General features: G+C 71.2%; 15 protein-coding genes. 5 read left to right on the forward strand and 10 right to left on the reverse strand.

Going from position 1 to position 18205, the window contains the following annotated elements; all coding sequences use genetic code 11:
* Positions 1-209: 209 nt before the first annotated feature.
* Both ACQYVW_RS09340 and ACQYVW_RS09345 read right to left on the reverse strand, forming a co-directional pair.
* On the reverse strand, positions 210-839 hold the full coding sequence (locus tag ACQYVW_RS09340; RefSeq protein WP_434935576.1) for a hypothetical protein: 630 nt from the start codon (positions 837-839) through the stop codon (positions 210-212).
* Positions 840-861: 22 nt separating this feature from the next.
* Positions 862-4569, reverse strand: coding sequence for an indolepyruvate ferredoxin oxidoreductase family protein (locus tag ACQYVW_RS09345; RefSeq protein WP_434935578.1), 3708 nt, complete (start codon positions 4567-4569; stop codon positions 862-864).
* Positions 4570-4756: 187 nt separating this feature from the next.
* Here ACQYVW_RS09345 and ACQYVW_RS09350 point away from each other — a divergent pair, with 187 nt between their 5' ends.
* Entirely contained in the window at positions 4757-6622 is a 1866-nt protein-coding gene (locus ACQYVW_RS09350) for a putative bifunctional diguanylate cyclase/phosphodiesterase (protein ID WP_434946779.1), read from the forward strand.
* A gap of 213 nt (positions 6623-6835) precedes the next feature.
* On the opposite strand, the gene ACQYVW_RS09355 is transcribed toward ACQYVW_RS09350, so the two are convergent.
* The 3 genes from ACQYVW_RS09355 to ubiK all read right to left on the reverse strand — a co-directional run bounded on the left by ACQYVW_RS09355 (position 6836) and on the right by ubiK (position 10794).
* Positions 6836-8917 carry a S9 family peptidase gene (locus ACQYVW_RS09355; protein ID WP_434946780.1) on the reverse strand — a complete coding sequence of 694 codons (2082 nt, stop codon included), beginning with the start codon at positions 8915-8917 and terminating at the stop codon, positions 6836-6838.
* Between the two features lie 72 nt (positions 8918-8989).
* Entirely contained in the window at positions 8990-10504 is a 1515-nt protein-coding gene (locus ACQYVW_RS09360; protein WP_434946781.1) for a YifB family Mg chelatase-like AAA ATPase, read from the reverse strand.
* A gap of 11 nt (positions 10505-10515) precedes the next feature.
* Positions 10516-10794 carry a ubiquinone biosynthesis accessory factor UbiK gene (gene ubiK / locus ACQYVW_RS09365; protein ID WP_434936972.1) on the reverse strand — a complete coding sequence of 93 codons (279 nt, stop codon included), beginning with the start codon at positions 10792-10794 and terminating at the stop codon, positions 10516-10518.
* Between the two features lie 160 nt (positions 10795-10954).
* On the opposite strand from ubiK, the gene ACQYVW_RS09370 reads away from it, so the two are divergent.
* From ACQYVW_RS09370 to ACQYVW_RS09380, 3 genes are read left to right on the forward strand one after another with little or no spacing between them, the layout of a single operon-like run.
* Entirely contained in the window at positions 10955-11293 is a 339-nt protein-coding gene (locus ACQYVW_RS09370) for a P-II family nitrogen regulator (protein ID WP_434936974.1), read from the forward strand.
* Between the two features lie 26 nt (positions 11294-11319).
* Positions 11320-12000, forward strand: coding sequence for an AzlC family ABC transporter permease (locus ACQYVW_RS09375; protein ID WP_434946782.1), 681 nt, complete (start codon positions 11320-11322; stop codon positions 11998-12000).
* On the forward strand, positions 11997-12311 hold the full coding sequence (locus ACQYVW_RS09380) for an AzlD domain-containing protein (RefSeq protein ID WP_434946783.1): 315 nt from the start codon (positions 11997-11999) through the stop codon (positions 12309-12311). Before ACQYVW_RS09375 ends, ACQYVW_RS09380 begins: the two co-directional genes overlap by 4 nt.
* Positions 12312-12506: 195 nt before the next feature.
* Here ACQYVW_RS09380 and speE read toward each other — a convergent pair whose 3' ends face one another.
* Positions 12507-13355: a polyamine aminopropyltransferase gene (speE, locus tag ACQYVW_RS09385; protein WP_434946784.1), complete on the reverse strand. Its 849-nt coding sequence runs from the start codon at positions 13353-13355 to the stop codon at positions 12507-12509.
* A 235-nt stretch (positions 13356-13590) separates the two neighbouring features.
* On the opposite strand from speE, the gene speA reads away from it, so the two are divergent.
* Positions 13591-15480: an arginine decarboxylase gene (gene speA / locus ACQYVW_RS09390; RefSeq protein WP_434946875.1), complete on the forward strand. Its 1890-nt coding sequence runs from the start codon at positions 13591-13593 to the stop codon at positions 15478-15480.
* Between the two features lie 133 nt (positions 15481-15613).
* Here the strand turns inward: speA and ACQYVW_RS09395 are convergent, their stop codons facing one another.
* From ACQYVW_RS09395 to ACQYVW_RS09410, 4 genes are all read right to left on the reverse strand, one after another.
* Positions 15614-16363: an SDR family NAD(P)-dependent oxidoreductase gene (locus tag ACQYVW_RS09395; protein ID WP_434946785.1), complete on the reverse strand. Its 750-nt coding sequence runs from the start codon at positions 16361-16363 to the stop codon at positions 15614-15616.
* Positions 16364-16392: 29 nt separating this feature from the next.
* Positions 16393-16935 carry a methyltransferase family protein gene (locus ACQYVW_RS09400; RefSeq protein WP_434946786.1) on the reverse strand — a complete coding sequence of 181 codons (543 nt, stop codon included), beginning with the start codon at positions 16933-16935 and terminating at the stop codon, positions 16393-16395.
* Positions 16936-16995: 60 nt separating this feature from the next.
* Positions 16996-17376 carry a hypothetical protein gene (locus tag ACQYVW_RS09405; RefSeq protein ID WP_434946787.1) on the reverse strand — a complete coding sequence of 127 codons (381 nt, stop codon included), beginning with the start codon at positions 17374-17376 and terminating at the stop codon, positions 16996-16998.
* A 76-nt stretch (positions 17377-17452) separates the two neighbouring features.
* Positions 17453-18199 (reverse strand): SPOR domain-containing protein, encoded by a 747-nt coding sequence (locus tag ACQYVW_RS09410; RefSeq protein WP_434946788.1) that lies wholly within the window; start codon positions 18197-18199, stop codon positions 17453-17455.
* Positions 18200-18205: the final 6 nt, after the last annotated feature.

Genomic DNA, 18205 nt, shown 5'->3' on the forward strand with positions numbered 1-18205 from the left:
GTGGCAGGAGCGCCCGGAGTGACGCGGTCGCGCGTGGCGTAGCTGGAACCCGTTGCTGATGGGCCCCTTCATCGCGCGCTCCCTTGGGCCCTGAACCCGCGTGGGTAGGCGCGGCTCGTCGAGACACGTGATCGCGCAGGCCCATGGCCCGCGCCATCGTCCACCCATCCGGTGTGACGGAGCCTCCCGGAGCCACCGGGAGTCGGGAGCTATCCGGCCTTCTTCAGGCGCCGGCCCCAGAGCACCTCCGGCTCCTGCGGACACTGCCGGACCAGCTCGGGGTCATCGCGACTGCTGTCCAGGAGCCAGCACTCGTCGAGCACGGAGCAGTAACAGGCGCGGAAGCGGATCTTCGGCAGCGCATTTTCCAGCGCGGTGTAGAGAGGGGCGGGCGGATCGGTCCGCGGCATGCGCAGCAGCACGACCCATTCGTCGGCACCCACGACCCGGTGCTGGATGCCGCTGGTGAACACGACTGGTTCGTCTTCCCGCGTCGGCTCATGCCCGCAACACAGCGCGAGCAGGGCGCCCGCGCTGTTGACAGGCTTGCCGTCGTAGAGCACCTCGGCCCAGCGAAAACGCGCTGGGCCCACGCCCCGATTCAGCAGGTCGAAGGTGATCTGGGGCGTGCCGTCGAGAGCTGCGTTGCTTGTCCCGAAGAGCGGCGATGGCCAGACGCTCGCGGCAAGCATGCGTTCCTGGGTGCGATTGGCGCTGACCGCGATGAAGATCGACACGATCGAGATCAGCAGGACCCCGGCGCCGATGACGATCTCGAAGGTACGGCTGTCGCGCAGTCGTGGCGAGGGAGAGCCATGGTCTTCGTCGTGCGTCGTCATGCCGTCCCTGCCCGCCTGGTCATCAGGCCGCCTGCACGATCCTGAGCGGATTGTTCCATTCCCGCAGCAGTTCGGCCTCACGCGCCTTGGCCTGGTGCAGGTGCGCTTCCTTGACGTGGCCGTAGCCGCGGATCTGCTCGGGGATGCCGGCGATCTCGGCCGCCAGGTCCACGTTGCCACCGTCGAGCGTGTCGAGCAGCCCGCCCACGGTGCGTTCGTAGTCGGCGATCAGCTGGCGCTCCATGCGGCGCTCCTCGGTGCGGCCGAACACGTCCAGCGGGCCACCACGCAGGAAGCGCAGTTTCGCCAGCAGGCCGAAGGCCTTGAGCACCCAGGGGCCGTACTCGCGCTTGACAAGCTCGCCCTTGTCGTTCCGCTTCGCCAGCAGCGGCGGCGCCAGGTGGAAGTGCACGCGGTAGTCGCCGTCGAACTGCTGCTCCAGGCGACGCATGAACTCGCCGCTGGTGTACAGGCGCGCGACCTCGTACTCGTCCTTGTAGGCCATCAGCTTGAAGAAGTAGCGCGCCACCGCCTCGGACAGGTCGGTCGAACCGGGCGCCTTCGCGCGCTCGGCCTCGCGCACGCGTGCGACGAAGTCCGAATAGCGCCTGGCGTAGGCCGCGTCCTGGTACTCGGTGAGGAACTCGACCCGGCGCGCGATCAGCTCGTCCAGCGAGCGCGACAGGCGCAGGTCGTCCAGCGGCAGGAACGCCATCGCGTCGGTCCCGGCGTGTGCCGGCACGTGGCGCAGCTCGTCCTCCGCGCGCAGCGGACGCGGCGCCGAAGTCGCGCCCCATTCGGTGCTCTCCCACTCGCCCGGCGGCAGCGCGTCCAGGGCGCGCGGGGTGGCTTCGGCGGCGGTGCGCGCGTTGCGCACCACGCCCGCGGCCTCGTAGACCGATTCTGGATCGATCGCGGCCAGGCGGCCCCAGGCGAAGGCGGTCTTGTTCATCTCCACAGCGGCGCCGTTGAGCTCGACCGCGCGCATCAACGATTCGAACGACAGCGGCACCAGACCGCGCTGCCAGGCATAGCCGAGCATGAACAGGTTCGACGCGATCGCGTCGCCCATCAGCGCGGTGGCCAGCTCGGTGGCGTCGATCTGCAGCGGTGCTTGCCCGCCCATGGCCTGGGTCACGGCCTGCACGATGTCGGCGGCCGGGAACTGCATGTCCGGGCGGGTGGTGAACGTGCCGGGCATCGCCTCGTAGGTGTTGAGCACCACCTGCGAGCGGCCGGCGCGCACCTTCGACAGCGCCCAGTAGTCGTTCACCACCACCATGTCGCAGCCCAGCACCAGGTCGGCCTCGCCGGCGGCGATGCGCACGGCGTGGATGTCGGCCGGATCCCTCGCGATACGGATGTGGGTAGTGACCGCGCCGCCCTTCTGCGCCAGGCCGGTCTGGTCGAGCACGGTCGAGCCGCGGCCCTCCAGGTGGCCGGCCATGCCCAGCAGCGCGCCGATGGTGACGACGCCGGTGCCGCCGACGCCGGTGATCAGGATGTTCCAGGGCTGCGACAGGTCGCTGGCGAAGGCCGGCGGCGGCAGGCTGGCCAGGCGCGCCGCGGTGGCCACCTTGTCGCCCTTGCGCGGCTTGCCGCCATGCACGGTGACGAAGCTCGGGCAGAAGCCCTCGACGCAGGAATAGTCCTTGTTGCAGTTGCTCTGGTCGATCTCGCGCTTGCGACCGAACTCGGTGTCCTTGGGCAGCACCGAGACGCAGAAGCTCTTCTTGCCGCAGTCGCCGCAGCCTTCGCAGACCAGGGTGTTGACGAACACGCGCTTGGCCGGATCGACCATCTTGCCGCGCTTGCGGCGGCGGCGCTTCTCGGTGGCGCAGGTCTGATCGTAGATCAGCACGCTCACGCCCTTGACCTCGCGCAGGCGCTTCTGCACCGCGTCCAGGTCGCGCCGGTCCTCGAACTCGGTGCCGGCCGGGAACAGCGAGCGGTCGCGCCACTTCGACAGGTCGTCGCTGACCAGCACGATGGTGTACACGCCCTCGCTGCGCACCTGGTGGGCGATCTGCGGCACGCTCAGCACGCCGTCCACCGGCTGCCCACCGGTCATGGCGACGGCGTCGTTGTAGAGGATCTTGTAGGTGATGTTGACCTTGGCCGCGACCGACTGGCGGATCGCCAGCGATCCGGAGTGGAAATAGGTGCCGTCGCCGAGGTTCTGGAACACGTGCGGGGTATCGGTGAACGCGGCCTGGCCGCACCAGGTGACGCCTTCGCCGCCCATCTGCGAGAAGGTGTCGGTGCTGCGGTCCATCCACGTGACCATGTAATGGCAGCCGATGCCGCCCAGCGCGCGCGAGCCCTCGGGCACCACGGTCGAGGTGTTGTGCGGGCAGCCCGAGCAGTAGTGCGGCACGCGCGGGAACTGCGCGCGCGGCAGGGCCAGCTCGCCTTCCTTCTGCTCCATCCAGCGCAGCACGTCGCGGATGTGCTCGGTGTCGCGGCTGCCTTCGGGCACGAACTTCTGCAGGCGGCGCGCGATCACGCCGGCGATGGTGGCCGGGGTCAGTTCGCCGGTGGAGGGCAGGATCCACTGCCCCTCCTCGTCGTACTTGCCGACGATGCTCGGACGGTCGCCGTCGAAGTTGTAGAACAGCTCCTTCATCTGGCTCTCGATGAAGGCGTGCTTCTCCTCGACCACCAGGATGTCGCGCAGGCCGCGCGCGAAGGCGCGGATGCCCAGCGGCTCCAGCGGCCAGGTCATGCCGATCTTGTAGACGCGGATGCCGAGTTCGCGGCAGCGGTCGGCGTCCAGGCCCAGGTATTCCAGCGCCTGCAGCACGTCCAGGTAGCTCTTGCCGGTGGTGACGATGCCGAAGCGCGCATCGGCGCTGTCGAGCACCATGCGGTCGATGCGGTTGGCGCGGGCGAAGGCCTGCGCGGCCTTGACCGCGTAGCGGTGCAGGCGCATCTCCTGGTCCAGCGGCGGATCCGGCCAGCGGATGTTGAGCCCGCCCGGCGGCAGTTCGAAGTCCTCCGGCGTGACGATCTGCAGCGCCAGCGGGTTCACATCGACCGAGGCCGAGGATTCGACCGTCTCGGCGATGGTCTTGAAGCCGACCCAGCGCCCGGTGAAGCGGCTCATCGCCCAGCCGACCAGGCCCATGTCGAGGATGTCCTGCACCCCGGCCGGGTTGAGGATCGGCATCATCGCGCTGGTGAACTCGCCCTCGCTGCCGTGCGGCAGGGTCGAGGAGCGGCAGGCGTGGTCGTCGGCGGCCAGCGCCAGCACGCCGCCGTGGCGCGAGGTGCCGGCGGCATTGCCGTGCTTGAACACGTCGCCGCAGCGGTCCACGCCCGGACCTTTGCCGTACCACATCGAATACACCCCATCGACGGTGGCGCCGGGGAACAGGTTGGTCTGCTGCGTCCCCCAGACCATGGTCGCGCCCAGATCCTCGTTGAGGCCGGGCTGGAACTTGACGTTGGCCTCGGCGAGGTACTTCTTCGCCCGCCACAGCTCCAGGTCGAAGCCGCCCAGGGGCGAGCCGCGGTAGCCGGAGATGAAGCCGCCCGTGTTCAGCCCCGCGGCCTGGTCGCGCAGGCGCTGCATCAGCGGCAGGCGCACCAGGGCCTGCACGCCCGACAGGTAGATCCGCCCCTCGGTGCGGCTGTACTTGTGCTCGAGCGTGTAGTCGGGATCGGTCACGCCCCGGGTCAGGCCGGTATGCGCGGAAGCGGGCGAGGAGAGTTCGGCGGTGCTGGTCATGGCGTCTTGGTCTGGCGGGCGGCGCACGGCCGCAGGCGGGACGCAGCACGGACGCCGCGGGTCCGGGTAAACGTGTCAAGTGTAACAGTGACCGCCGCCGCGCTGGCCGTTTGCGCGGTCCTGCGGCCGGGTATACAAAGGCGGGCAGCGGTCCCGGCGCAGGCCGGGCGCCGGGGGAGGGGGCACGATGTCACCCGACAGTCAGGCAGTCACGCCGCAGGACCGCGGTGCCTGGGCCAGGCGGCACAACCATGCCCTGGTCTCGCTGGCGCGCCGTGTCTGGCAGGACGACTGTACCCTCGAGCGCGCCTTCGCCCTGATCTGCGAAACCGCCGCCGGCACCCTCGAGGTGGAACGGGTCAATATCTGGCGCTGGGATGCCGCCAGCGGCAGCCTGCATTGCCTGCACCATTTCGAGCGCAGTCGCGGCCATCGCCGCAGCGCCAGGGCCGACGCCGTGCTCGGCGTCGGCCGCGACTACGCGGCCGCGCTGGACGAGGTGCGGGTGATCAACCAGAGCACGGCGGCCGCCGACGACGGACTGGGCGAGTACCTGCAGCGCCACGGCATCGGTTCGCTGCTGGATGCGCCGGTGCGTTCGGCCGGCGAACTGCTGGGCGTGATCTGCCACGAACATGTCGGCGCTTCGCGCATGTGGTCGCCCGAGGACCAGGCCTTTGCGGGCAGCATCGGCGATTACGTGGCGATGGCGCTGGAGATCGACCGCCGCCGTCGCCTCGAGGGACGCGTGCGCTATCTCGAGCTGCACGATCCGCACACCGACCTGCCCAACCGCGACCACCTGCTGGAAGTGGTGCATGCGGCGCTGCGGCCGATGCATGGCGCGGACAATGGCCTGGTCGCGATCCACCTCAATTTCGATGCCTCGCCGCACGAAGGCGACGCCGGCCACGAGCTGCTGGTCGAGGCCGCCGCGCGGCTGCGCCGCGAACTGGACGGCGAGGCCACCCTGGCGCGGGTGCGCGGCAATGCCATCGCCGTGCTGCCGCATCTCCACCTGCACGAGACCCAAGCGCTGGTGCTGGCCGAGCGCTGCGTGGACACGGTGCAGGCCTGCCTCGACGAACAGGGCATCGCGGTGATCGTCACTGCCGGCATCGCGTTCTCGCGCGACCTGGCCGCGCCTTCGGCCGACAACCTGCTGCGCAACGCCGAGACCGCCAGCCACGAGGCGCGCCACCACCGCCACGGCCGCTGCGAGATCTTCGATGCCGAACACCATCGTGGCCTGGTCCAGCGGCTGCGCATGGAGCGCAAGGTGCGCGAGGCGTTCGACGCCGGGCGCATGTGCGTGCAGTTCCAGCCCGAGGTGGAGCTGGCCAGCGGCCGCTGGGTGGCGGCCGAGGCGCTGCTGCGCTGGCGCGACGACGAGGGTCGCTGCCGCCAGGCGGTCGAGTTCATCGAGGTCATCGAGAACAGCGGGCTGATCGTGCCGATCGGACGCTGGATGCTGCACGAGGCCTGCGCCCTGGCGCGTCGATGGCCGGCGGGCGCGGAGGGCATCGGGCCGAAGCTGCGCGTGAACCTGTCGGCGCGGCAGTTCGAGCAGGCCAGCCTGGTCGACGACGTGACCGCCGCGCTGGCGGCCAGCGGGCTGCAGCCCGGACGCCTGTGCCTGGAACTGACCGAGAGCGTCCTGCTGCCGGACTTCGCCGTCGCCGCGCAGACGCTCACCCGCCTGCGCGAGCTGGGCATCTCGATCGCGCTCGACGATTTCGGCACCGGCTATTCGTCGCTGGCCTATCTCAAGCGACTGCCGATCGACGTGATCAAGCTCGACCGCTGCTTCATCGGCGGCCTGCCCGACGATCCCTACGACCTGGCCATCGTCCAGGCCATGGCCACGCTGGCGCGGCGCACCGGGATCGGTGTCGTCGCCGAGGGCGTGGAGACCGAGGCCCAGGCCGGCGCGCTGCGCGACTGCGGCGTGGAGCGGGCGCAGGGCTACCTGTTCTCGGCGGCGGTCGACGACGATGAGCTGGTGCGCGGATTCGCGCAGCCTCCCGCACCGAAGGCGGGATTGCCGGCGTAGCCGCTGTCCGTGGTGCGCCCCGACGCTGCTGGGCCTGCAGCGATGGCGCAGCCGCGGTGCGATCGGTGGACGGCCCAGGCGGCCGCGGCGGGCACGACGGGGATCGATCGAAGCGGTTGGAGACCGCGCGTCAGGCCGCGGACAGCAGCGGCCCAAAGCCGCCGCCTGCGCACCCGGACGCGCCTGCGCGCGCCGGGTACGCCAGGCCCCGCATTACCTGCGCACTTCCTGGGTATGCGACTGCAGCGCCTCGGCCAGCCCCGGCACGCCCTCGGCGCCGGTAGGCACGGTGATGCTCGAGCCCTTGAACTCCTCGCCGATCGGCTGCGCGCGACCGCCCAGGCACTGCGCCAGGAAGCCTTCGGCCACGGCGTTGAAGGCCTTGTTGTTCTCCGGGCGGGCGAAGCCGTGGCCCTCGTCCGGGAACAGCACGTAGGTGACCGGGATGTTCTTGGCAGTCATCGCGTTGACGATCTGGTCGCTTTCGTCCTGCTTCACCCGCGGGTCGTTGGCGCCTTGGCCGATCAGCAGCGGCTTCTTGATCGCGTCCACGCGCGTGAGCGGCGAACGCTCGCTCAGCCAGGCCTTGCCTTCCTCGGTTTCAGGATCGCCCATGCGGCGCACCAGCTGCTTGTAGAAGCTGGCCCAGTAGGGCGGCACGGTGGACAGCAGGGTGTTGAGGTTGGCCGGGCCGACGATGTCGACGCCGCAGGCGAAGGTGTCGGGGGTGAAGGTCAGGCCCACCAGCGTGGCGTAGCCGCCGTAGCTGCCGCCCATGATCGCCACCTTGTCCTCGGTGGTGACGCCCTCGGCCACAGCCCACTGCACCGCGTCGATCAGGTCGTCGTGCATCTTGCCGGCCCATTCGCCGTCGCCGGCGTTGGTGAAGTCCTTGCCGAAGCCGGTGGAGCCGCGGAAGTTCACGCTCAGCACCGCGTAGCCGCGGTTGGCCAGCCATTGGTCGTAGCTGCTGTAGCCATAGGCATCGCGCGCCCAGGGCCCGCCGTGCACCAGCAGCACCATCGGCACCGGCTGGTCGGCCTTGCCGTCGCCATTGCCGTCGGCGTGCGCGGGCAAGGTGAGGTAGCTGACCAGGGTCTTGCCGTCGCGCGAACGCAGCTCCTGCGGCCACATCGGCACCAGCGGCTTGCCCTCCAGCGCCGGCCGCCCGGAGAACATGCGGCTAAGCTCGCCGCCGCCGTTGCCGTCGCGGTCGTAGCGGTAGTACTGGACCGGGGATTCGGCGGCGGAATAGGCCACGATCCAGGTCTTGTCGTCGAGCGTGCGGGTATTGATCGATGCCTCGCCCGGGCCGATCGCCTCGAGCCTCGCCAGGTCGGCCGCGATCGCATCGTCCACCACCGCCCACTGTTCGCGCAGGTAGTTGGCCGCCACCGCCTGCACCTTGCCGGTGACCGGATCCGCCAGCGCGCCACCCACGTCCACGCGCGGATCCTCGTGCACCAGGGTCTTCTCGCCCGTGGCGGTATCGATCGCGAACAGGGCGTTGGTATTGCGGCCGCGCGAATCGCGCATGTACAGCGTGCCGCCGTCCTTGGTCAGGCCGGCGAAGCCCGTGGTCATGCCGTCCTCGAACGGGATCTCGTCGTACTGCTCCCAGCCCTCGCCGACCCGGCGCAACAGGTCGAGGCCGCCGTCGGGGCGCGAGCGCGTGGCGTAGCGCAGGACGTAATCGGCATCGGCCACGTACTCGCCGATCTGGTGGGTATTGCGCTCCACCAGGCTGCGCTCGCCGCTGGCGAGGTCGACGCGGTACAGGTCGTGCCACTGCGGGTCGCGGTCGTTCATCCCGACCAGGACGGTGCCGGGATGACGGTCGCTTACGCCCACCACCTGGGCGGTGGTCTTCTCGAACGGCGTGAGGTCGCGGCTCTGGTCGGAAGTCAGGTCCACCGCGTAGAGGTGGAAGTCTTCGTCGCCGCCGCTGTCGCGCAGGTACAGCAGGGTGTCGGGGCGGTAGGACCAGAAATAGCTGCGGATGCCGCGCGCGGTGTCGCGGGTGACGGCCCGGGCCGCCGACAGGTCGCCGGCCGGCGCCACCCAGACGTTGAGCGTCCCGTCCAGCGGCGCCACCCAGCTGAGGTACTTGCCGTCGGGGCTGAGCTGCACGTTGGCGCGCTCGGGATTGCCGAACAGGGCCTCGCGCGGAATCAGTTCGACCCCGTCCAGGGTGGCGGGGGCAGCCGTCTGGGACCCGGCGGGGACTTCATCGGCCTTGCTGCTGCAGGCCGACAGGGCAAGGGTGATCGCGGACGCGAGCAGAAGGCGGTGCATGGAGGGCTCCGGACAGGTTGAACCCCCGAGGATACGGCCAAAGCGCGGGCGGTTGCGGCGGCCGCCCGCCGCTCAGGCCGCCTGTCGCCGCGGCGCACGGTCGGCCTGCCGGTAGCCGAGCGCCTCGGTGAGATGGGCGGTGGCGATGGCCGGGCTGCCGGCCAGGTCGGCGATGGTGCGGGCCACGCGCAGGATCCGGTGCATCGAGCGCGCCGACAGGTGCAGCGCTTCGATCGCGCGCTCCAGCAGCGCCTGGTCGTGCGCCTGCAGCCGGCACCAGGCCATGGTCGCGGCCTGCGACAGCTGGGCGTTGAGGCAGTTCGCGCGCTGCTGCTGGATCGCCCGCGCGGCCTCCACCCGTGCCCGTATCGTCGCGCTGCACTCGCCCTCGGGTGCATCCGGGCGCAGTTCCGCCGGCGGCAGCCGCGGTACCTCCACATGCAGATCGATGCGGTCGAGCAGCGGTCCGGAAATCCGTCCGCGGTATCGCTCGATGGCCTCGCCCGTGCAGCGGCAGCGGCCCGAGGCATCGCCGGCCCATCCGCAGGGGCAGGGATTCATCGCCGCGACCAGCTGGAAGCGCGCCGGGAACTCGCTCTGCCGCGCCGCGCGCGAGATGGTGACCACGCCCGACTCCAGCGGCTCGCGCAGCACCTCCAGCGCATGCCGCTGCCACTCGGGCAATTCGTCCAAGAACAGCACGCCGTTGTGCGCGAGCGACACTTCGCCTGGGCGCGGCTCGCTGCCGCCGCCGACCAGGGCGATCGCGCTGGCGGTGTGGTGCGGCGCGCGAAACGGGCGTTCGCGCCAGCAGGCCGGATCCAGCCCGCGTCCGCTGACCGAGGCGATGGCCGCGGTCTGCAGCGCCTCGTCCTCGCCGGCCTCGGGCAGCAGGCCGGGCAGTCGCGAGGCCAGCAGGGTCTTGCCGCAGCCCGGCGGACCGACCAGCAGCAGGTGGTGGCCGCCGGCGGCCGCGATCTCGAGCGCGCGCCGCGCCTGGGCCTGGCCACGCACATCGCGCATGTCGGGCCGCTCCACGGGGCGGGGCGGAGGCGCGACGGCCACGGGCAGGGGCTTGCTGCCGCCGAGCAGGGCGCAGACCTCGAGCAGGGTGCGCGCGGTCAGTGCCTCCAGGCCTGCGGCCAGCGCGGCTTCGGGCCCGTTGCCCTCGGCCACCACCAGCTTGCGACCGGCCTCGGCGGCCGCCAGCGCCGCCGGCAGGATGCCGTCCACCGGCCGCAGTTCGCCGGTCAGCCCCAGCTCGCCGATGAACTCGTAGCCGGCGAGCGCCTCGCGCGGGATCTGGCCGCTGGCGGCGAGGATGCCGAGCGCGATCGGCAGGTCGAAGCGCCCGCCGCACTTGGGCAGGTCCGCTGGCGCCAGGTTGACCGTGATCCGGCGCGCCGGAAACTCGAACTGGGCGCACTGGATCGCCGCGCGCACCCGGTCCTTGGCCTCGCGCACCGCCGCCTCGGGCAGTCCGACGATGGACATCGACGGCAGGCCGCCGCCCAGGTGCACCTCCACCTTGACCGCAGGTGCGCGCACACCGGCGCGCGCGCGTCCATGCACGAGCGCAAGCCCCATGGCGGCGGGACTCAGTGGGCCGGGGCGCCGGGCGCCGGGCCGGACCCGGCCTGGCGTGCCTCCAGTTCGGCCACCACGGCCTGCAGCTGCTCGAGCTTCTCGCGCGTGCGCAGCAGCACCGCGCGCTGCACCTCGAACTCCTCGCGGGTCACCAGGTCGAGCTTGGACAGGCCCGACTGCAGCACCGCCTTGAAGTTCTCCTGCAGTTCCTCGCGGCTCTCGCGCAGGCCCGGTGGCACCAGGCCGCTGAGGCGGCGGGCGAGGTCGTCGATGTGGTTGAGGTCGATCATGGTGCTGCTCCGGTGTGGATGACCAGCTTCTTCCGCGCCGCGTGAGGATGCAGTCGGGGGCTGGCGCGGGCGGCTGTAGGAAAATTCCGAGCGCCGGCGGCGGTATGCTAACGCCGCGCCGCGACCGCCGCGGCAACCAACCGGACCGTGGAGCCCGCAGATGAAGATGGTGATGGCGATCATCAAGCCGTTCAAACTCGACGACGTGCGCGAAGCGCTGGCCGAGGTCGGCGTGACCGGCATTACCGTCACCGAGGTCAAGGGCTTCGGCCGCCAGAAGGGCCATACCGAGCTCTACCGGGGCGCCGAGTACGTGGTCGATTTCCTGCCCAAGGTCAAGCTCGAAATCGCGGTCACCGACGACCAGGTGGAGCCGGTGACCGAAGCCATCGTCAAGGCGGCCGGCACCGGCAAGATCGGCGACGGCAAGGTGTTCGTCTACGACCTGGGCCGCGCGGTGCGCATCCGCACCGGCGAACTGGACGGCGACGCGCTCTGAGCGAACCCGGCAGGTCGGGGAAGCGCATGCATGGATGGGCCGGGTCGACGCCGGCCGGGCGCATGGGCCTGTCGATCGCGATCGCGACCGGGCTGTATGGCATCTCGTTCGGTGCGCTGTCGGTCGCGGCCGGGCTCGGCTTCTGGCAGACCATGGCGCTGAGTGCGCTGATGTTCACCGGCGGCTCCCAGTTCGCCTACATCGGCGTGGTCGCGGGCGGCGGCGGCGGAGTCTCGGCGCTGGCCGCGGCGAGCCTGCTCGGCCTGCGCAACGCCGTGTACGGCATGCAGGTCAACCGCATGCTGGGCCCGCGTGGCTGGGTTCGCCTGCTGGCCGCCCACGTCACCATCGACGAATCCACCGCGACCGCAGCCGCCCAGACGTCTGTCGACGAGCAGCGACGCGGCTTCTGGGCCGCAGGCCTGGGCGTGTTCGCCTTCTGGAACCTGTTCACCGCGGTCGGCGCCCTGCTGGGCGACGTGGTGGGCGACCCGCGGCGCTGGGGACTCGATGGTGCCGCGGTGGCCGCGTTCGCGGGGCTGCTGTGGCCACGGCTGCGCGGGCGCGAGCCGGCGGCCGTGGCCGTGGTCTGCGGGCTGGCGACGGCGCTGGCGCTGCCGTGGCTGCCGCCCGGCATCCCGATCCTGGTCGCGGCGGCGGTCGCGGCCGGCTGGGCACTGTGGCCCCGGCGCGGTGGCGCGGCATGAGTGCCGGATGGGGCTGGTTGCTGCTGGCCTGCGCGGTCGCTTTCGCGACCAAGCTGGTGGGCTATCTGGTGCCCGCGCGCTGGCTGTCGGGGCCGCGCATGGCACGCGTCAGCGCGCTGCTCACCGTCGGGTTGCTGGCAGCCCTGGTGGTGGTGAACACCTTCGCCGACGGTGCACGGCTGTCGCTCGATGCGCGGGCCGGCGCCCTGCTGGCGGCGGTGATCGCGCTGTGGTGCCGCGTGCCGTTCCTGGGCGTGGTGGTGATCGGGGCCGTGGTCGCGGCGCTGCTCCGGGTGCCGGGGATCGGCTAGCGCGGCGCCCGCTGCGCGCGCCGCCGGTCTCCCGGCGCCACGTTCATGGCGCCGCAGATGCGGGCGGTGTCACCACGTCCACGCAGCGGCCCGCCGTCCGCATCGCGCTATTCGAAACCCTGCCATCAGACGCGCGGGCTGTGCCCGACGCGCCGGCCGTGGCGTTTCCCGGTGCGCTCGCTCGGGCGGCAGGCCTCAGTCAGCCAGCGCCTGCGCCACGAAGGGCGGCAGCGCCTGCGCGCCTCTGTGGATTTCGGCGCTGTAGTACTTCGTTTTGAACGGCTTGTCGCGGGCATCGTCCTCGCGGAAGTCGAAACCACCGGATTTGCGCGCCAGCGTGCAGGACCACCAGCCGGTGGGGTAGCAGGGCTGCGGGAAGGGCAGGGTCTGGAAGCGCGTGAAGCCGGCCTTGCCCATCTCCGCGCGCATCTCGCGGATGAGGTCGAGCAGCGCCAGCGGCGATTCGGACTGCTGGACGAGGATGCCGTCGTCCTTGAGCGCGCGGAAGCAGCTTTCGTAGAAGGCGCGGTTGAACAGGCCTTCGGCCGGGCCGACCGGGTCGGTGGAATCGACGATCACCACGTCCAGGCTGGCCGGCGCGGCGTCGCGCATATAGGCCACGCCGTCGTCGAACAGCAGCTGCGCGCGCGGATCGCCGTTGGATTCGCACAGTTCCGGGAAGTACTTCTCGGCCATGCGCGTGACCTGCTCGTCGATGTCGCACTGCACCGCGCGCTCCACGCCCGGGTGGCGCAGCACCTCCCGCAACGTGCCGCAGTCGCCGCCGCCGATGATCACCACGTTCTTCGGATCCGGGTGCGTGAACAGCGCCGGATGCGAGACCATCTCGTGGTACAGGAAATTGTCGCGCGTGGTGACCATCATCGCGCCGTCGATCAGCATCACGTTGCCCCAGTCGGTCGACTCGAAGATCTCGATCTTCTGGAACGGCGACTGCACCTCGTCGAGCTTGCGCGTGATGCGGAAACCGATCGACGAACCGGTGGGCTCGAACTGTTCGTGCAGCCAGCTGCTGGCGGTCATGGGCGCGTCCTGTAGTGCGGATGGAGTCGGCAACGTGCCGGCGCGGCGCCTGCAGGGCCGCGGTGGGCGCGCATTGTAGCGGACCCCAGGCGACGGCCCGGCGACAGCGCCGCAGCGCTTCCTCCCACGCCCGCGCGCCCGCCCGGGGCGCCGGGGAGCCGGCGCGCGCGCGATGGCACGGACCGCTCGCCCCGCAGGGCCTAGAATGTCCGGCCCGATCCACCGGATGCCTGCGATGACCGCCTGGTCGCCCGAGCACGCGCGCAAGACCTATTCGATCCCGCACTGGGCAGAAGGCTATGTCGACGTCGACACGGCCGGCCGTGTCGTGGTGCGTCCGCTGGGCGAGGCCGGTGCCGCCGTCCCGCTGCCGGAAATCGTCGACAAGGCCATGGAGCGAGGCGCCAAGCTGCCGCTGCTGGTGCGCTTTCCCGACATCCTCGGCGATCGCCTGCGCCGCCTGCAGGCCGCGTTCGAGCAGGCGCAGGCCGACAGCGGCTATGCCGGCGGCTACACCGCGGTCTACCCGATCAAGGTCAACCAGCATGCCGCCGTGGCCGGCACGCTCGCCTCGCACCATGGCGAGGGCTTCGGCCTGGAGGCGGGCAGCAAGCCCGAGTTGATGGCGGTGCTGGCGCTCTCGCGCCCCGGCGGGCTGATCGTCTGCAACGGCTACAAGGATCGCGAGTACATCCGCCTGGCGCTGATTGGGCGCAAGCTGGGCCTGGATGTATTCATCGTGGTGGAAAAACCTTCCGAGCTGCGCCTGATCATGGAGGAGGCGCAGGCGCTGGGCGTGGAGCCGGGCATTGGCGTGCGCATGCGCCTGGCCTCGCTGGGCGCGGGCAAGTGGCAGAACAGCGGCGGCGACAAGGCCAAGTTCGGGCTGTCGCCGCGCCAGGTGCTGGACCTGTGGAAGTCGCTGCGCGATGCCGGCAAGGGCGACTGGCTGGGCCTGCTGCACTTCCACATGGGTTCGCAGATCTCCAACGTGCGCGACATCGCCAACGGCATGCGCGAGGCCACGCGCTACTTCGTCGAGCTGTCGAAGCTGGGCGCCAGGATCAGCCATGTCGACGTGGGCGGCGGCCTCGGCATCGATTACGAGGGCACCCGTTCGCGCAGCTTCTGCTCGATCAACTACGGCCTGGAGACCTATGCCGGCAACATCGTGCAGCCGCTGGCCGACGCCTGCGCCGAACACGACCTGCCGCAGCCGCGCATCGTCACCGAATGCGGCCGCGCGATGACCGCGCACCACGCCATGCTGGTGGCCAACGTGGTCGAGGTGGAGCAGGCGCCGGAGGGCCGCGTGCCCGACGTGCACGACGACGAACCCGGCGTGATCCGGCACCTGCGCGACATCCACGCCGAACTCGACCAGCGCCCGCCGGTGGAGCTCTACCACGAGGCGCAGCACTTCCACGCCGAAGGCCTGGCGGCCTACGCGCTGGGCCAGATCGACCTGGTGCACCGCGCGCGCATCGACGACCTGTTCTACGCCATCGCCCACGGCGTGCGCGCGCGCCTGAGCTACGACGAGAAGAACCACCGCGCCGTGCTCGACGAACTGGCCGAGCGGCTGGTCGACAAGTACTTCGTCAACTTCAGCGTGTTCGAATCGATGCCTGACGTGTGGGCGATCGACCAGGTGTTCCCGATCGTACCCATCGAACGCCTGGACGAGCTGCCGAAACGGCGCGGCGTGATCGCGGACATGACCTGCGATTCGGACGGCAAGATCGACACCTACGTCGAGAACGAGGGCCTGGACAGCTCGCTGCCGCTGCACCCGCTGGTGCCGGGTCAGAGCTACCGGCTCGGTTTCTTCCTGGTCGGCGCCTACCAGGAGATCCTGGGCGACATTCACAACCTGTTCGGCGATACCGATGCGGTGGAGGTGCGGCTGAGCGGCGAGAGCTATGCCATCACCCAGCAGCGCAAGGGCGATACCACCGACGTGATGCTCGACTATGTCGGCTACCGGCTGGACGACCTGCGCCGCATCTACCGCGCGCGCGTGGGCGCGGTCGACCTGGCCAAGGGCGAAGCGGCGCGCCTGAACGAGGCGCTGGAGGCGGGGCTCACCGGCTACACCTACCTGGACGCCTCGCCGCTGGAGTGAGGGCGCCCGCACGCCGGGCAGGCCTGGGGCTGGCTGCGGCCGCCTGAGGAAGGGCGGTTCCGGGCAGGCGCGGCTGTTGCCGGCTCGCCCGCCTGTTTTCGCCCTCGGGTGAGCGCGTGGGCGCTGGCGCCCGTCAGCCGCGGTGTACCTGGAAGCCGGCGAAGGACTGCGTCACCGGCATGATCTCGAGCCGGTTGATGTTGAGGTGCGGCGGCAGCGTCGCGACGTAGTGGATCTGGGCGGCGATGTCCTCGGCCGTCATCGGCCGGGCGCCCGCGTAGAGTCGGTCGGAGGCGGCCTGGTCGCCCCCGGTGCGGACCAGGGTGAACTCGGTTTCGGCCATGCCCGGCTCGATCGAGGTCACGCGCACGCCGGTGCCGTGCAGGTCCGAGCGCAGGCCCAGCGAGAACTGGGTGACGAAGGCCTTGGTGCCGCCGTAGACGTTGCCGCCCGGGTAGGGATAGCTGCCCGCGATCGAGCTGATGTTGATGATCGCGCCGCGGCGCTCGATCAGCGTCGGCAGCAGGCGATGGGTGAGCGTGGCCAGGGCGGTGATGTTGGTGTCGATCATCTGCCGCCACTGGAGGAGATCGGCCGCCTGCGCCGGCGCCGTGCCGAGCGCGAGGCCGGCGTTGTTCACCAGCACGTCGATGCCGCGGAACGCCTCCGGCAGCGCGTCCAGCGCCGCATCCATCGCCATCGCATCGCGGATGTCGAAGGCCGCCACGTGCAGGCGCTCGCCGCCATGCGCATCGCGCAGCGCCTGCAGCCGCTCCGCGCGCCGCCCGGTGGCGACCACGCGCCAGCCGTCGTCGAGGAAGCGCCGCACCGCGGCGGCGCCGAAGCCGGCGGTGGCGCCGGTGATGAGGATGGTCCTGGGCATGCGTCCTATTCTAGGTCGCGGCGGGCGCCTCACCACAGCCAGGGCAGCAGGCGCCAGGTCTCGCGCGCATAGCGCGGATATGCGTCCGGAAAGGCCTCGCGCAGCGCACGCTCCTCCACCCGGATGCGGCGCGCGAAGGCGAAGGCGGCCGGCAGCGCCACGGCCGGCAGCGCGGCGAGGTCGCCCAGCGCCAGGGCGTAGCCGAGCAGACTCAGCAGCAGGCCGCTGTAGGCGGGATGGCGCAGCAGGCGGTAGGGGCCATGGCGGACCAGCTGGTGCCCCGGCCGGATCGAAACATCGACGGTGAAGTGCTCGGCCAGCACCCGCACCGCCCACACGCGCAGCGCGATGCCGGCGGCCATCAACCCCAGTCCCGTCCAGATCGCCGACGCCGCCAGCGCCGGCGGCCACGGCCAGACGCCCGCCAGGGACAGCAGTCCGGCCACGCCCATGCCCGCCGGCAGCGCCAGATGCAGCAGGCGCAGGGTGCCGCTGTCGCTGCGACGCGCGCCAGGAACGGAGCGGCGGCGGTCGATCCACAGCTCGCAGGCCAGCCAGGCCGCGCAGACCACCAGGAACAGGGGATGCTAGGGCATGCCGGCAGTCTGTCCGGCCCCGTGTCGCGGCCGGGTCTAGGGCTTCTTCTTCGCCGCCCGCGCCGGCTTCCTGTCCGGGGTGGCCGCGTCCTGGGCCGGTGCGGCGGCCTCGGCGGCGCCGGTCGCCTTGCGCTTGCGCGCGGTGCCGGACTTGCCCTGGGTCCGGGTCCTGGTTGCACGGTGCTTCTTCAGCATGTCCTCCGCCAGCACGATGTCCTCGGACAGGATCCCGGCCGCGCGGGCGATGGCGATGCGCGCCTCGGCGCGGTTCTCGTCCGGATTGGCCTGCAGCAGTTCACGGATCGCCTCCCGCAGCGCCTTTTCGGCGTCGCGCTTGAGCTTGAGGTCGTTGCTCTCGTGGAACAGCGCCAGCAGCGCATCGACCACGGGTTTGATCAGGGCGGCTTCGATGGCCATGGCGGGGGTCTCCTGGAACCCCGCCAGTGTCCGCCCGCGGCATCGCGCGGCCTGCGACCGCGCTGCGACGGGCGGCTCAGTTCGCCTTGATCGCCAGCGCCGGCAGGCCGCCGTTGCCCAGCTTCTGCTTGGCCTCGGCCAGTTCGGTGGCGGTGCCGTAGGGGCCCATGCGCACGCGATAGACGGTCTTGCCGCCGGCGCTGCCCGATTCGACGCGGGCGCTCAGGCCGAGCAGGGCGATGCGGGCCTTGAGCGCCTCGGCGTCGCCCGACGCGCTGAACGATCCGGCCTGGAGGATGTAGCGCGCGCCATCGGTCGCGGCCGCCGCCGGCGCCGCCGCAGCAGCGGTCGGCGCGGTGGACGCCGACTGCGCAGGCGCCGGTTGCGCGGCGGCCAGCGCGGCAGCCGCGGCCTCCTGTTCGCGCTGGCGCTGGGCGGCCAGCGTGCGGCGCTGGCGCTCGGCCTCCTCGCGCGCGCTGGCGGCGAGTTCGGCGTCGGTCAGGGCCACCTCCTGCTCGGGCAGGACGGTGTAGAAATCGTATTCCGGCGCTTCCTGTGCCGGCGGGGCGGTCGTGGCCGGGCGCGGCCGCACGGGCGTCTCGTCCACGGGCGGGCCGGCTTCGTCGATCGCGCTCACCGCAGGCTGCGCGGCCGGGTTCGGCTGCGGCCGGAAAAAGCCGTCGCGGTCGTCGGGCTTCAGGTAGCGCGGCACCACCAGTACCGCGACCAGCGCGATCACGATGCCCAGGATCATCCACGCCCAGCCCGGAAGACCGTTGCCGTCGTTGCGTCGCGCCTGCGATTTGCCGCGTCTTGCCGCCATCGATCT

The sequence above is a fragment of the Luteimonas campi genome, from assembly GCF_051162505.1.
In the GTDB taxonomy this organism is placed as follows: Bacteria; Pseudomonadota; Gammaproteobacteria; order Xanthomonadales; family Xanthomonadaceae; genus Luteimonas.

Excerpts from the sequence above, each read along its gene's own strand:
- ACQYVW_RS09340 (WP_434935576.1), bottom strand. The coding sequence starts at position 839 with ATGACGACGCACGACGAAGACCATGGCTCTCCCTCGCCACGACTGCGC.
- ACQYVW_RS09345 (WP_434935578.1), bottom strand. The coding sequence starts at position 4,569 with ATGACCAGCACCGCCGAACTCTCCTCGCCCGCTTCCGCGCATACCGGC.
- ACQYVW_RS09350 (WP_434946779.1), top strand. The coding sequence starts at position 4,757 with ATGTCACCCGACAGTCAGGCAGTCACGCCGCAGGACCGCGGTGCCTGG.
- ACQYVW_RS09355 (WP_434946780.1), bottom strand. The coding sequence starts at position 8,917 with ATGCACCGCCTTCTGCTCGCGTCCGCGATCACCCTTGCCCTGTCGGCC.
- ACQYVW_RS09360 (WP_434946781.1), bottom strand. The coding sequence starts at position 10,504 with ATGGGGCTTGCGCTCGTGCATGGACGCGCGCGCGCCGGTGTGCGCGCA.
- ubiK (WP_434936972.1), bottom strand. The coding sequence starts at position 10,794 with ATGATCGACCTCAACCACATCGACGACCTCGCCCGCCGCCTCAGCGGC.
- ACQYVW_RS09370 (WP_434936974.1), top strand. The coding sequence starts at position 10,955 with ATGAAGATGGTGATGGCGATCATCAAGCCGTTCAAACTCGACGACGTG.
- ACQYVW_RS09375 (WP_434946782.1), top strand. The coding sequence starts at position 11,320 with ATGCATGGATGGGCCGGGTCGACGCCGGCCGGGCGCATGGGCCTGTCG.
- ACQYVW_RS09380 (WP_434946783.1), top strand. The coding sequence starts at position 11,997 with ATGAGTGCCGGATGGGGCTGGTTGCTGCTGGCCTGCGCGGTCGCTTTC.
- speE (WP_434946784.1), bottom strand. The coding sequence starts at position 13,355 with ATGACCGCCAGCAGCTGGCTGCACGAACAGTTCGAGCCCACCGGTTCG.
- speA (WP_434946875.1), top strand. The coding sequence starts at position 13,591 with ATGACCGCCTGGTCGCCCGAGCACGCGCGCAAGACCTATTCGATCCCG.
- ACQYVW_RS09395 (WP_434946785.1), bottom strand. The coding sequence starts at position 16,363 with ATGCCCAGGACCATCCTCATCACCGGCGCCACCGCCGGCTTCGGCGCC.
- ACQYVW_RS09405 (WP_434946787.1), bottom strand. The coding sequence starts at position 17,376 with ATGGCCATCGAAGCCGCCCTGATCAAACCCGTGGTCGATGCGCTGCTG.
- ACQYVW_RS09410 (WP_434946788.1), bottom strand. The coding sequence starts at position 18,199 with ATGGCGGCAAGACGCGGCAAATCGCAGGCGCGACGCAACGACGGCAAC.